The following is a 15,148-nucleotide window of genomic DNA, read 5'->3' as shown; positions in this document are numbered from 1 at the left end:
ACCATAAAACCGTGAAACATGCCGTGAAACATAATGATGGAGGGGTGGATATGAGCGCGAATCCCACGATTCCGGAACGATACGCAAACCAGCAGGTCGGCGCGATCGGCTATCGGGTGCTCAATCTGGATCTGGACGGTGTATGCGCCGACTACACCGGTGCGATGCGCGACTATCTGGTCCGCCACGGGCAGATGGACCCGCACACCATCCCAGCGAACACGAGTTACGCGCTGACCGACAACGACGGCTGGCCGTTCGCCAACACCGCCGACTACATCGCCGCGCACAAAGCCGCCGAAGAGGAACACCTGTACGCGACCATGCAGCCGATTCCGGGAGTCGCGCACGCCTTACGGCGACTGGCCGACGAGCACGTGTACATCCGCATCGTCACACACCGACTGTTCGTTTCCGGCCAGCATCGCATCGTTGTCTCCGACACCGCGAAATGGCTTGACGACAACGGCATCCCCTACATGTCACTGTGCTTCGCCGGGCTCAAAGACAGCATCCAGGCGACCGTACACATCGACGATTCGCCATCCAACGTCAACGTGCTGCGCAAGGTCGGCCAGCACGTGGTGGTTTTCGACCAGCCGTACAACCGCGGGCTCAGCGGGCCGCGCATGACGGATTGGAGCGACAGGAACGTCGACCGACTGCTCGAATGGTTCGAACGGTGGCCTGACGAACAGTGAACTGTTGAACGATGGCCTAACGGACGGCGATCTGCCGGACGGCGACATCCAGCGCTCGCCTAGTGCGCGAGACTGGCAACCCCCCAGCCCGCAACCATGCACAGCACGGGAACCACCATCGACAGCAGACAATACAATCCGGCCATACCGAACTGCTTGCCGCGCAGCAAAGCCATCATCTCGTTGATCATCGTGGAAAACGTGGAGAACCCGCCGAGGAAACCGGCCACGAACAGCGTGCGCGTATCGTAATCCACTTCGCCGTTCGCATACCCGGCCGCCGCGATGCCTGCACAGAACGCGGCAAGACAGTTGACCATGAACGTGGCGAGCGGGAACAGACGGTTGGTCCACCACCGGCGCACGGAAATGTTCACGATGAAACGAGTCACCGCGCCCAAACCGCCGAACACGCAAACCATCAGGAATGACGTCAGCATCATCGTTCAATCCCCTCCCCCGGCTGCTCAGCGACCGTTGCGTCAGGTGCCGCGTCTGACGTGGCGTCTGACATGGTGCCTGCCGTAGTGCCGGATATGGCGTTCAATACCACGTCATCACCCGCAGACGGCACCAAGGGGAACTCACCCGTGGAAACGGAACCGACATTGGCATCCCGCTCCGACTCAGGCGCCACCCTCACCTCGCCGGTCATCAGATCGCCCACCAGGGGAATCTCATCCGTAATAGGCGCCGGCTCGAACGCCGGAATCCCAGTAGCAGACTCCATATCGTCGGACACAACGGCGTTTTCACGAACATCACGCGCATCGCCATCGGCACTCGGCACAGCCACCGGCTTGTCAACCACAATCGGCACATCCACGGCAATCAGCGCCCCGGACGCATCCGAGCCGCCATTCAGGCCACGCGTCACACCCTCAACCACCGGAACCGAGCCATCCTTGCTGAGCGCCGCATTCCGCACCGCCTCACGCAACACCTGCGACTTACGACGAGCCGTCAACAGCAAACCCACTTTGACGCCAATCATCGAACACAGAACGCCACAGACGAACGTCGCCAACACATACGTCAACGCGCCGCCAATCTCACCGTCATGGAACGACGTCAACTCCTCAATACCCAACGTGGAGAGCGTGGAGCAGCCGCCACACAAACCCAATCCGGCACCATTCGAAACAAGCTGCTTCACACGCCGCGTCAGCCATGATGCCTGGGAGACACACACGGTTACGACGGCAAGCAGGAAACACGCCAGCATGTTCGCGCCGAGCGTAGGCCAACGGAACGCACCAAGAAAGCCGCCCGCATCCTCCGACGCGGGGAACGCCAGCGACAGGCCATACCGCATCGCCGTGCCAAGAAAACCGCCGACGAACACCACAAGATACAGCAGACCATCCGCAAGAGGATTGAACTGCGCTCGCACACGCTTCACGGGAGCGAGCGGAATCTGAGGCGGACGTTCAGCCGCCGCCGCACCCGTGGGATGCGGAATCGAGCGAGCGTAGGCACTGGCATGCACCTCGCTCATCTCCTGCGTGGACAGCCCCGGCTCCTTCGGCTCGGCAGTGAACAGAGCCGGCTTCGCCTTCGGCAGGGACTCGGATTGGGATGCGCCCAGCCCGCGCGGGTAGCCCGGCTTCCGGCTCCTCTGAGTGTCCGATTCGGGAGAAAAGGACACTCGTGCACCCGGCACAGCCCCGTGAGTGTCCGATTCACCAGAAAAGGACACTCGTGCCGCATCAGCGGCGCTAGGAACGTCCGATTCGGGAGAATCGGACACTCGTGGGGCGGTCGAAGCGGCCGAGGCGGTAGAGGCGGACGGTGGCACGACGTCGGTTATCGGTTCGAACGTCGATGTGATCTCGCCTAGATTAGGCACGTCCAAGCTGGGCACATCCAGATCCGGTACAGCCGGCATAGCGTGATGCTGCACGTTTTGTCGGGCAGCGACGTCATCCACGCCGTCACGCCCGTTACTCGATTGCGGTTCCATCTGACTGTTTGCTTTCCGTCTCTTCTTCTCCATGGCGAATCCAACGAAACGGGACAGCGCAAAACGTGCCCCGGACCCGGTCGAATGCATCGAACCACGCCGTTCATGCGGTCACGCGTCAACCCGCGCAACCCATGTATTCGCCTTTGTTCCGTTCCGAGTGTACACGGTTCGTCACGGAAGTCATCGGCATCGCTCACACTGCCGATCAACCGCACCGCGCACAACCGCGCACAACCGCGCGCCGCTACACCACGACGAACCCTACGGCTCCATATCGCACAACCGATGCATGCCCTGCCGCACAGCCCGCTCCTCCTCACCGCTGAACAACACGAACAGGTAGTCTCCGCCGCGCAGCATCATATCCCTGCGCGGCACGATCTCACGATCCCCACGGCGAAGACCGATCACCATGCAACCGGCCGGCCATTCGACGTCGCAAATACGCTTGCCGTCCGCAGCCGAACCCATTTCCAACGGCATCTCCATTACACCGTTACCAATCGCATTCGGCAGTTTCGTATCCAGCTTCTGCCCACGCATATACCGTTCCAGCAGCGCATCGTAAATCGGCCTGGTGTGCAGCACATCGGAAACCAGCATGGCGACGAACACGACCGCCGCGACCGGCAACATGTGCGTCAACGTGCCGGACATTTCGACCGCAAGCAGGATCGACGTGATCGGCGTTTTCACCGAAGCGGCCAGCACGCCGGTCATCATGCACACCGCGAACACCGCCACGGAATCGTGATCCAGACCGAACCACTGTTCCGCAACCACACCGCAGATACCGCCGCCAAGCGATCCGACCGCAAGAATCGGCATGAAGATGCCACCAGGCGAACCAGCACCGAAACTCGTGCTCGTGAACAGGATCTTCACCACGAACAGGATGCACAGCACGCCCAGTCCCCGGCTCGCATGTTCAGCCATATTGATGAGATTCGAACCGCCGCCGAGCGCGTCCGGAAGCCAAATGCCGACCGGCAGCGCGATCGCCAGCGCAATCAGCGGACGACTCCACGCCGGCAGTTTGCCATACAACGTTTGGAAGCCGAGCAGCGAACGGTTCATCAGCGAGCCGACCAGGCCGGCGAGCAATCCCAGCGGAATCAGCCACACGTATTCGCCGAGCGGCAACTGCGCGATTGCGCCGAAATCAAGCACCGGACGCAAGCCGAAACAGTATTTCGACACGAAATCGGCGGTGAGCGAGGCCGCGGTGGCACCCATCAGAATGACGGGAGAGAAATTGCGGTGGACGCCTTCCAATGCGAACATCATGCCGGACAATGGGGCGCTGAACGCCGCGGACAGGCCGGCCGCCGCACCGGCGGTCACCACATAATGCTCCTGCACATCCTCACGGCGCTTGCCACGCAACCGATGCGACAGGAACTGCGCACCCGACGCGCCGATCTGGATCGACGGCCCCTCGCGTCCCAGCGACAGGCCGAACATCGCGCACAGCAGACCGCCGACGAAACGGGCCGGCAGAATCGTCTGCCAACGCATACGCAACCCGTTCAGCGCCACGCCTTCGGTTTGCGGAATACCGCTGCCCGACGCCATCGGCTCCTTGCGGATCATCCAAAAAATCAGGAGTCCGATTGCGAGCGCGGCGAACGTCCACGGCGCGATAAGCCACGGGTTCAGCCGGATGCGCCCATACATCCAACGCGCGAATTCCGTGCAGCGTTCGATGCCGAGACGGTATAGGACCACCAGCAGGCCCGACACCAGGCCGACGCCGATGCCTACCGCCGCCATTTTCCATTTCATGCGATTGAACAGCGGGATCAGCCGCTCGATATTCCGCACGATATCCATGCCGCTCGCGCCGGTTTTGGCGGTGTGAGATTCGCTGGTTCCGTTCGTTCCGCTGGTTTTGCTGGTTCCGTTCGTTCCGCTGGTTTTGCTGGCCCTATCCTTCATACCCTGTCACCTTCCTCCACTCTCACGTGTCCGATTCGGGAGAAAAGGACACTCACTATCGCCTCAGCCCTCTCCGCGTGACCGATTCGGGAGAATCGGACATCCACGGGACACCCATTCAATCCCGAACGTCCGATTCGGGAGAAAAGGACACACCTGCATACCCTAGTCAGCCACGCGTGACCGATTCGGGAGAAAAGGACACACGCAGACAGTCAGGTCAGCCACACGTGACCGAATCCGGAGAATCGGACATCCGCAAACACCCAGTCTCCCTCTGAACGTCCGATTCGGGAGAAACGGACACTCATGGGCACTCGTCTACATCGTATGTGTCCGATTCGGGTGAAAAGGACATCCGCGGACGCCCAATCCCACAGCGCATGTCTGATTCTGGAGAATCGGACAACCGTGGGATGCATAGCCGATCTCGAATGACCGATTCGGGAGAAACGGACATCCGTGGACGCCCAATCCCACCGTGAATGACCGATTCGGGAGAAACGGACATCCGTGGGTACGGAATGAGGCGCGCAACGGGGTGTGCGGCAACTTCCGTACCCGGGCACATATCAAAAGGTGCCGGCGAGGCTCGAAGCCTGCCGGCACCAATCGGATGTACGCATGTCGTCAGATCGTCGAATCGTCGGATCGTCGGAAGCGTGAAGCTCAGTCGATCAGCGAGTTGATCTGGATGATGTGATCGCGCTGCGGGCCGGTGCCGATCGCGGAGATGCGGCAGCCGCTCAGCTCCTCCAAGCGCTTCACATACGCCTGGCAGGTGGCCGGCAGCTCGTCGAAGCTGTGGCAGCTGGAAATGTCCTCGGTCCAACCCGGCATGGTCTCGTAGATCGGCTTGGCGGCACTGAACGCGGCCTGGTCGGTCGGCATTTCGTCGTGGCGTTCGCCGTCGACGTCGTATGCCACGCAGATCGGGATTTCCTTCAGGCCGGTGAGCACGTCGAGCTTGGTGAGCACGATGTCGGTCAGTCCGTTGACGCGTGCGGCGTAACGGTTCACCACGGCATCCGCCCAACCGCAGCGGCGCGGACGGCCGGTGGTCACACCATACTCGTGGCCCTGCGCGCGCAGCCATTCGCCGGATTCGTCGAACAGTTCGGTCGGGAACGGGCCTTCGCCCACGCGGGTGACGTACGCCTTGGAAACGCCGATCACACGGTTGATGCGGGTCGGGCCGACGCCGGTGCCGGTGCAGGCGCCGCCGGCGGTCGGGTTGGAGGAGGTCACGAACGGGTAGGTGCCGTGGTCCACGTCGAGCATGGTGGCCTGACCACCTTCGAACAGCACGTTCTTGCCTTCGTCGAGTGCCTTGTTCAACACCAGGGAGGTGTTGGCCACGTAGGGCTTCAGACGCTCGCCCAGTGCGAGCAGTTCGTCGGTGATCTGGTCCACGTCGACGGCGCGACGGTTGTACAGCTTGACCAGCATGAGGTTCTTCTGATGCAGGCTCGCCTCGACCTTGTCGTGCAGGTGTTCGGCGTTGAACAGGTCGTGCACGCGGATGCCGACACGGTTGATCTTGTCCGCGTAGGCCGGACCGATGCCGCGGCCGGTGGTGCCGATCTTATGCTTGCCGAGGAAGCGTTCGGTCACCTTGTCGAGCGTGCGATGGTACGGCGCGATCACGTGCGCGGCTTCGCTCACCAACAGTCGGGAGCAGTCCACGCCACGGCTTTCAAGACCGTCGATCTCCTCGAACAGCACTTCGGGATCGACGACGACGCCGTTGCCGATCACGGGGGTCACGTTCGGGCTGATGATGCCGGAGGGCAGCAGGTGCAGCGCATACGATTCGTCGCCGACCACCACGGTATGGCCCGCGTTGTTGCCGCCGTTGAAACGGGCGACGTAGTCGACCTTCGTGCCGATCAGATCAGTTGCCTTGCCTTTGCCCTCGTCTCCCCACTGGGCACCGATCAAAACAATTCCAGGCATGTTGTTGCACCTCCGTGCGTACGCGATTCTGCCTTAAGCCTTGCGCTTAAGCCTTACAAAGGTTACTCTTCGCCCTCTACCGGGTCTGGCGGACGTCCACGGGATCAAGGCCGTCCGGAATCGGCCCGGAGGTCGGGTTTCCTGTCGGACTACTTCAGCGCATGCCCGGCGCTGCCGAGCTGCTTGCACGCTTCGACCACGCGCGCGGCCATCGCGGATTCGGCTTCACGACCCCAGGAGCGCGGATCGTACAGTTTCTTGTTGCCCACTTCGCCGTCGATCTTGAGCACCGAATCGTAGTTGGAGAACATGTGCCCGGCCACCGCGCGACTGAACGCGTACTGCGTATCGGTGTCGATGTTCATCTTCACCACGCCGTAGCTGACGGCCTGCGCGATCTCCTCCGGCGCGGAACCAGAGCCACCGTGGAACACCAAGGCGAACGGCTTTCCGGGCGCGACATCCAAGGAGTGCGCGGAATCAGGCATTTCACCGGCTTGGACCGCGAGCGCGACCGTGGTTTGGATTTCGTCGAGCAGTTCGGGGCGTAGTTTCACCACGCCCGGCTTGTAGGCGCCGTGCACGTTGCCGAAGGTGAAGGCGGCCATGTAGCGTCCGCATTCGCCGAGGCCGAGTCGTTGCGCGACGGCGATGCCCTGTGCCGGGGTGGAGTAGAGCTTGTCGTTGATTTCGGCGCTGTGCCCGTCTTCTTCGCCGCCGACCGCGCCGATTTCGATTTCCAGCACGGTGTGTGCGGCTTGTGATTTGTCGAGCAGCTCTTCAGCGATGTCGAGGTTTTCATTCAATGGCACGGTTGACCCGTCCCACATGTGCGATTGGAATGTCGGTTCCTGGCCGTGCTTCACTTGTTCGGCTTCATGGTCGAGCAGGGGGCGCACCCATTCGTCCAGGTATTGTTTGGCGCAATGGTCGGTGTGCAGGGCGATGGTGATGTTGGGGTATTTCGCCGCGACTTCGTGGGCGAAGGCCGCGAAGGCAAGCGAACCGGTGACGCGATCGTTCACGCGTTGGCCGGACAGGTAGGCGGCGCCGCCTACGGAAACTTGGATGATGCCATCAGATTCCGCTTCGGCGAAACCCTGCAGTGCGGCGTTCAGGGTCTGCGTGCTGGTCACATTGATTGCGGGATAGGCGTAACCGCCGTGACGGGCGGCGTCCAGCATCTGCGCATAGCGTTCCGGTGTTGCGATAGTCATGGTTTCATTATCGCCCCACCCTATCCCACTTGTCATGTGACAACATTCGCCGACGCCGAACGCCCGGTAGCCGCGCCATACGGCCACCGGGCGTGAGGTTCGTCATGCTTGCGGCGATGCTTTATCATGTCATTCCACGGCCGCGATCTAGTACCGGTAGTCGACGTCGCTGCGTTCCTCGCCGCTCGGCGTCTGGTCGATGGTCAGTTCGGCGGTGGCCTTGGGTGAGGTGGTCACGTCGAATTCGAAGATCACGCTCTTGCCGGGCGCGAGGTATGCGACGTTGGTCGTGAACTGTTTGCCGTCCATGGTGGCTTCACGCTGGTCGCGTACATCGCCGGTCGAGGAGATCTTGCCGATCGAGCCTCCTGCCGGAGCGTAGAAGAGCATGCGTTGGACCGATGTTCCGCTTGCGGCCACCGGCTTGTTTTCCACGCCTTTCTGCACGCCGCCGAGAATGTAATTGTTGACTGAGGCCTTCTCCGCAGCGGTCAGGGTGTTGGTCAGCGTGTACCGCACGTGATAGGTCTTCGACCCGTCCTTGTTGATTCCGGTTTTGCTTACTTCGGCTTTGCGCTTGATGTACCATCCCATCTTCGACGGGTTCTGCTCGTTCAGGTAGATGCCAATCTGCGGGGTGTCCTCCCTGCTGGAGATACCGGCATCCTGGAAATATTTCGTCTCCTCAGCGTGCGTGGTGTACGCGTAGAAGTGACGCTGCTCGATCATGCCTCCGATGCTGCGAGCCATGGTCATCATCTTCGCGGCGTTCAACCTGCTGAACGCCTGGTTCATCACCGTTTGTGCGATGTATTCGAAATAGGCGTCCTGCTGGGCTACGGGAATGTCTTTGTAGATGGTGTTCAGTAGATATTCCGCGGTGTTCTTGCCGGTGAGCACCGTGCCGTCCTGCAGTGTGACGTTGCCGCTGATCTCGACCATTTTCTGGATGAATACGGGGTCGATCGCGATGAAACCGTCGACTTCGCTCGCATAGGGTGAACGCTGCCAGGTCGCCGTCAGCATTTCCGCATTGCGCGAAAGGTCGGGAATGGCGAAAGTGTCGCGAACATCGAGCGAGAACGGCAACGGACCGTTGAATACCGACAGTTCCTCACTGTTGCCGTTACCGCCGTTCAGGAACTCCGTATCCGCATGGAAGTCGCCGACGCTGATGGTTCCCTGATCAGCATGCAATGTGCCGAGGGACCCGACCAGACCGCCGCCGGAACGCTGCTCGGATGTGGTTTGCACCGCGATCAGATAGGTTCTGGCACCATTTTGCCCGAGGATCGCGGGCATCATCTGCATGGCACTGTTGAGATGCCCCACACTATCCACAATGGAACCCAAGCGTTCCTTGCCTTGCTGATACGCCTTGCGAACCATGCCGATATTGGGTTCCGGCAGACTGTCGTACCTGTTCTGCTGCTGTTTCAACTGGGCGCTTACGGTGGCGAAATCCGTTTGGATGTCACCGATCGGTTTCAGATTGAGATTCCCGTTGCCGTCGTCCAGCTGTGCGGCATCGAATTTCTGCGCGATGGAGGAAATCGCGGGAAGCGTCTGCTGCGTGAGATCATCAAGAACCTCGGTCATGCCCCGCACCGTCTTCACGTCATTGCCCACCACGGGCATCACGCCAGCCACCTTCCACAGCGGGTTGCCGGCGATGCGTTTCGCTTCGGCCGTGTGGCTCTGGGCTTGCGCGACGGCTTCGGATGATATGCCGTCACCGTTGAGCACATTGGAATCGGATATGGCGGAAATCGCGGAGATCGCCTGAGTCTCATGGTTTTTCACGGTCTGCGCCTGCTTGTAGAACGTCAGGCCGCCGACGATCAGGACACCGACCAAAACGATGATGACGCCCAGAACGATGAGAGCGATATTGCGCGTGGTGTGCGCTGAACGGAATCGCGCACGTGCAGCATGTGAAGCCAATGGACACTCCCCCCTCTTGCCGTAGAACCTTGGGACTCACGTATCCCGCTCATTATAGATACCGCTAACGGCAGAAGCGTCAGGGATCCGCCGAGACCCTGCCGCGCATCAGACAATCGTTCTTCCCGACGTTCTTCCCGACCGGCCCCATCCGGACCATATCCCGACCGTTTCCGTCTCGTATCCCGACGCGTACGGGGCCGGTCATTAAACGGGGGTAAAAAGCATTGCGCCCATCTCACCGGAAGTCATAGAATATCCACCGGATCGCGCGACGAAGAGCCCAACCGGGCAAGCCCGCGCGGGTGCGCCGCACGCAGACGTTGCGCCCGACACCCGTAAGGAGGCTTGATGCACCAGGTTTTCGCCATCTTCCTTCGAGACGTGAAACGCATTCTCAAAAACCCCGTGGCGCTCGTCGTCACGCTGGGCGTGGCCATCATCCCATCGCTGTACGCATGGTGCAATATCCTCGCCAACTGGGACCCGTACGCGAACACGGGCAACATCCAGGTCGCCGTGGCGAACGAGGACAAGGGCACGACCTCCACGCTGGTCGGCCATCTCGACGCAGGCCAGCAGACCGTCAACCAGCTGAAGAAGAACCATCAGCTCGGCTGGCGGTTCGTTTCCAAGCAGCAAGCCATCGAAGGCGTGGAATCCGGCAAATACTATGCGGCGATCGTACTGCCGAAAAACTTCAGCTCCAGCCTGATCGACACCGTCACCGGTAAAGGCGCCCGACCGTCGATCACGTATTACCTCAACGAGAAGAAAAACGCCATCGCGCCGAAGATCACCGATACGGGTGCAACCACGATCGACGAGCAGATCAACACCACTTTCGTCTCCAGCGTGGCCGACGCCGTAGCCAAGGAGGTGAAGGAGGCGGCGGGCGACACCACCAGCAGCGTGAAAACCGTGCAAAGCAACGTCGTCAACGATCTGACCGACACCATCAACCAGCTCGAAACCGTCCAACAACAGCTGCACAACACACGCTCCACACTCGACAAGTCCCTCACCACCATCGATTCGGCCAAACAATCCAACGCCACACTCGCCTCGGAAATCACCGACGCGCTCGCCACCGTCGGCAAGACATCCGACCTGTTGGGCGAGACGCGCTCGCAAACCCAACGCTTCTCGAACACGCTGATCGGAGCGCTCGATAACGGCGGCTCCCAACTGTCCGGCCTGCAGGTCACCGTGGGCAACGCCACCGGCGACGTGCTCAATGGCCTGAACACCACGCAGGACGCGCTCAATCAGGTATCCAGCACCATGCACGGCATCAACACCACCACCGGCGACGTGCTCGACGGCGTGGAGAAAGCGTTGAAAGCCAGCCAGCTGGATCCGAACAGCCAAACGTACAAGGATCTTTCCGCACAGATCGCCGAAGCCCGCAAACAGCTGGCGTTCCAGCAGCAGCGCATCGACACGTTCGATCAGGACACCAAGGCCGCGATCAGCGCGGGGAAGAACACCGCGAACGGTTTCAACAGCGATGTCGCCGCTCTGGCGAAGAACGGTACGGCCTCGATGAGCGCCGCGCGCACGACCATCACCGGCAGCATCATGCCGAATCTCAACACCGGACTCGATACGCTCGGCTTGGCCAACGGATCATTGTCCGGCACGCTCACCACGCTGCAAGGCACGCTGGAACAAGGCGACGGGCTGCTCGACCAGCTGTCGCGCACCGTGAATCAGACGAACACCACCATCGCCGGCACGCAAACGCAGCTGGCCAATCTCGCCAAACAGCTCAGCGCCACGCGCACCGATGTGGCGGCGTTGAGCAGTTCGGCGATGTTCCAGCAGCTTTCCCAAGCGCTCGGACTCGACGCAAGCGAGGTCGGCGCGTTCGTGGGCGAACCGGTGCATTTGGACGAACAGGTCCTCTACCCGGTCAAGAACTACGGTTCTGCGGTCACGCCGTTCTACACGAATCTTGCGCTGTGGGTCGGCGGATTCGTGCTCGTCGCGATCTACAAGCTCGAAGTGGACCGCGATGAGAAGATACGCATGTACACGCCTCGCCAAGGCTATATGGGGCGTTGGCTGTTGTTCGTCACGGTCGGATTCCTGCAGGCGATCATCGCCACGGTCGGCGATCTCGCGCTGGGCATCCAATGCGAACACCCGTTCCTGTTCATCCTCGCCGGCGTTTTCGCCTCCTTCGTGTACGTGAACATCATTTACGCGCTCGCCGTGGTGTTCCGGCATATCGGCAAAGCCGTCGCCGTGATTCTGGTGATCGTGCAGATTCCGGGCGCGGCCGGCCTCTACCCCATCGAAATGATGCCGGAATTCTTCCGCCGTCTGAAACCGTTCCTGCCGTTCGCCTACGGCATCAACGCGATGCGCGGGCCGATCGGCGGCATGTACGCCAACCATTATTGGACCGACATGCTTTCGCTGTTCTGGTACCTGCCGGCGGCGCTGTTCATCGGTCTAGTGGTGCGCAGGCTGGCGTTGAATCTCAACCGTCTGTTCGACAACCGTTTGGCGGACACCGATCTGATGATCACCGAGCATAACAAGGGCACGGTGGAACCGTTGCGGTTCACCGAAGCCGCGCAGCAGATCGCCGAGGAGTTCCCCGAACTCACCCATCGGCGGGCGATCCGGTTCTGCCGCCTGTATCCGCGCTTGGTGCGGTGGGGGTTCCTCGCGCTGGCGGTGTTGCCGTTCGCGTTCCTCCTGCTGCTGTTCATCACACGGATGAAACTCGCCATGCTGCTCGGATGGATCATTTCGATCATCGTCATCGACACGTATCTCATCGTGGTGGAGTACATGCGTGAACGGTATGCGAATTATCTGGGTGAGGATGCGATGAGCGCGGAGGAATTCCGCAGCGCCATCCTGCACGAGAACCTGCTGTTCCGGCCGGGCATGCATTACAAGCCGATACGTGCCGTGCGTGCGCGGTTGCATGAGGATCCGCCTGCGCACGGTGGTTCGCTCGAGGGTGAAAGCCCGATCGCGGACGATGAGCCGACTGAAGACCTGCGTGAGGGGCAGCACGGGACCCGAGCTGAGGACCGAGCCGAGACCCGACCCGAGGGCCAGCACGAGACGCGGCTCAAGGCCCAACACGAGAATGCGCATAAGGAAGGTGACGAACGGTGAAACTGATCTGGGGCATCTTCAAACGGGACATGTGCCATGCCACCCGCAATGTGATCGCCGTGATCGTCTCGATGGGTTTGGTCGTGGTGCCGGCGCTGTACGCCTGGTTCAACATCGCGGCCAGCTGGGACCCTTACGGCAACACCAAGGCGTTGAAGGTCGCCGTGGCCAATAACGACAAGGGATACAAGTCAGATCTCGTGCCGGTGCGCATCAACGTGGGCGAAACCATCATCAGCACGCTACGCGCCAACGATCAGCTGGACTGGCAGTTCGTGAACAGTGATAAGGCCATCGACGGCGTGGAATCAGGCGAATACTATGCGGCGATCGTAATCCCGAAAAGCTTCAGCGCCGACATGATGACCCTGTTCTCCCCCGACATCAAACACGCACAGCTCAAGTATTATCTGAACGAGAAAATCAACCCGATCGCCCCGCATATCACCGATCAGGGCGCGACGACCGTGGTCAACACCATCGACAAGACCTTCGCCAAAACAATCGCTCAAGTCGGTCTTGACCTGGCCTCGAACATCCTGCGCTATTCGCAAAGCCCGCAAATGGCCGAATACATGCGCAATCTCGACGACAATCTCACCACCGTGGCGGATACGCTGACCGGCGCCTCACAGCAGGTGACCTCATATTCGCAGCTGCTCGGCTCGGCGAACGACATCGTGGATTCCACAGGCAGACTGCTCTCCTCGGCGACCAAGGCGGGCAGGCAGGCCAGAAACGCGTTGAAACAAGGCAAATCGGGTGCCACGTCGATCACTTCGGCGGGCGCGAGCGTCACCTCCTCGGTGAACACGGCGCTCAATCAGGTATCAGACGCGTTCGACCAAGTGGCAGCCAAGGTGAACAAGGCGTTCGACGCGCTCGGAACGGATTCGACCACGGCCGCGAACCAGCTGAAGGAGCTGAGCGAGCAGATTTCCAGCGGGGAATCCCTGTATGACACGTACATCACGAGCCTCAAGCATATGCGCGCCTCGGTGGAGCAGCTGCCGGACGGCGACGCGGCGAAACAGGCACTATTGGATGCCATCGACCGGGAGATCGCGCTGCTGGAGGCCGCCAAAGGCGATACGCAGAAGCTCGCGCAGGAACTGAAGGACGCCTCCACGCAGGTCACGCAGAACGCCGCGGCCGCGGAACACTCCCGCAAGGAGATCCTGGGGCGGATCGCCTCGGCGAAACAGTCGATCACCGACGTGCGCGACGATTACACCACGAACGTCAAGCCGAAAATCGACGCGTTGGCATCCACGGTCAGCACGCTCATCTCCCAAACCGACGGCATGATCACGCAACTGAACGGCACCGCCGATGATCTGGACGACGTGACGAGCGGCGTGGGGTCGAACGTGGCATCCATCCAGTCCACGCTCGGCGCAATCGCGAAGAAGCTTGATTCGTCGGCCGCCACGGTGAAGGAGCTCATCACGAAGCTGGATGCGGGCGACTCAGACAGCGTGTCCGATTCTGGTGAATCGGACGAACTGCGTGCGTTGACCACCGCCAACGCGTCCACGCTGTCCACACTGATCTCCGCGCCCGTCGCCCTGCATCGCGTAGCAGTGTATCCGATTGCGAACTACGGTTCGGCCATGGCGCCGTTCTATACGATCCTGTCGATCTGGGTGGGCGCGATCATCCTGTGCGCCATGCTGAAGGTGACGATTTCGGACCGCGAGAAGGCGCACGTGCTGGGTTTGGGCGACGCGTTGCCGCGCATCGCCGGACCGTCCAGGCCGGGCAACGCCTCGCGTTGGGGGCTGCGACTCGACCACGAGTATTTCGGACGGTATGCGATCTTCGCGCTGCTGGCATTGCTACAGGGCACGCTGGTCTGCCTGGGCGACATGTATTTCCTCGGTGTGCAGGCGAATCATGCGTTGCAGTTCCTCGCCGTGGGATGGCTTGCCGCGCTCGTGTTCTCGAATATCGTGTACACGCTGACCGTGTCGTTCGGCGATATCGGCAAGGCCGTGGCCGTGGTGCTGCTGGTGATGCAGGTCGCCGGTTCGGGCGGTACGTTCCCGATTGAGACGCTGCCGAAGTTCTTCCAGCTGCTCTACCCGTTCCTGCCGTTCCCGCACGCCATCGACGCCATGCACGCCGCGATGGCCGGATCCTACGGCAATGAGTATCTGCTCGACATGGTGTATCTCGCCTTGTTCCTGATCCCCTCGCTGCTGTTGGGGCTCGTGCTGCGCAAGCCGGTGATCCGGTTGAACACCTGGGTGAGCCGCAATCTGGAGTCCACCAAGGTGATGTGA

9 protein-coding genes are annotated in these 15,148 nt (G+C 61.1%); 3 read left to right on the top strand and 6 right to left on the bottom strand.

Annotation, left to right across the window (positions count from 1 at the left end):
* Positions 1-50 precede the first annotated feature (50 nt).
* Positions 51-701 carry a 5' nucleotidase, NT5C type gene (locus tag BUB29_RS08035; protein WP_033522765.1) on the top strand — a complete coding sequence of 217 codons (651 nt, stop codon included), beginning with the start codon at positions 51-53 and terminating at the stop codon, positions 699-701.
* A 59-nt stretch (positions 702-760) separates the two neighbouring features.
* Here the strand turns inward: BUB29_RS08035 and BUB29_RS08030 are convergent, their stop codons facing one another.
* From BUB29_RS08030 to BUB29_RS08005, 6 genes are all read right to left on the bottom strand, one after another.
* Positions 761-1,144, bottom strand: a complete 384-nt coding sequence (locus BUB29_RS08030; RefSeq protein WP_234356145.1) for a fluoride efflux transporter FluC — start codon at positions 1,142-1,144, stop codon at positions 761-763.
* Positions 1,141-2,364 (bottom strand): fluoride efflux transporter FluC, encoded by a 1,224-nt coding sequence (locus tag BUB29_RS08025; RefSeq protein ID WP_159046718.1) that lies wholly within the window; start codon positions 2,362-2,364, stop codon positions 1,141-1,143. Before BUB29_RS08025 ends, BUB29_RS08030 begins: the two co-directional genes overlap by 4 nt.
* 564 nt (positions 2,365-2,928) lie before the next feature.
* Positions 2,929-4,500, bottom strand: coding sequence for a ClC family H(+)/Cl(-) exchange transporter (locus tag BUB29_RS08020; protein ID WP_033522763.1), 1,572 nt, complete (start codon positions 4,498-4,500; stop codon positions 2,929-2,931).
* A 774-nt stretch (positions 4,501-5,274) separates the two neighbouring features.
* Positions 5,275-6,561 carry an adenylosuccinate synthase gene (locus BUB29_RS08015; RefSeq protein ID WP_033522511.1) on the bottom strand — a complete coding sequence of 429 codons (1,287 nt, stop codon included), beginning with the start codon at positions 6,559-6,561 and terminating at the stop codon, positions 5,275-5,277.
* Positions 6,562-6,710: 149 nt separating this feature from the next.
* Complete coding sequence (fbaA, locus tag BUB29_RS08010) at positions 6,711-7,778, bottom strand: class II fructose-bisphosphate aldolase (protein WP_033522509.1); 1,068 nt, start codon at positions 7,776-7,778, stop codon at positions 6,711-6,713.
* A gap of 147 nt (positions 7,779-7,925) precedes the next feature.
* Complete coding sequence (locus tag BUB29_RS08005) at positions 7,926-9,722, bottom strand: DUF4012 domain-containing protein (protein ID WP_234945718.1); 1,797 nt, start codon at positions 9,720-9,722, stop codon at positions 7,926-7,928.
* A 351-nt stretch (positions 9,723-10,073) separates the two neighbouring features.
* On the opposite strand from BUB29_RS08005, the gene BUB29_RS08000 reads away from it, so the two are divergent.
* Together BUB29_RS08000 and BUB29_RS07995 are read left to right on the top strand one after the other, a co-directional pair.
* A complete protein-coding gene (locus BUB29_RS08000) occupies positions 10,074-12,863 on the top strand; it encodes a YhgE/Pip domain-containing protein (RefSeq protein ID WP_234945717.1) in 2,790 nt (929 codons plus the stop codon).
* Entirely contained in the window at positions 12,860-15,148 is a 2,289-nt protein-coding gene (locus BUB29_RS07995) for a YhgE/Pip domain-containing protein (RefSeq protein ID WP_033522507.1), read from the top strand. Before BUB29_RS08000 ends, BUB29_RS07995 begins: the two co-directional genes overlap by 4 nt.

This window comes from Bifidobacterium merycicum DSM 6492, from assembly GCF_900129045.1.
GTDB classification, from domain to species: domain Bacteria; phylum Actinomycetota; class Actinomycetes; order Actinomycetales; family Bifidobacteriaceae; genus Bifidobacterium; species Bifidobacterium merycicum.
The sequence above is the reverse complement of the archived record's forward strand: the minus strand, read 5'-3'. Positions and strand labels throughout refer to the sequence as shown.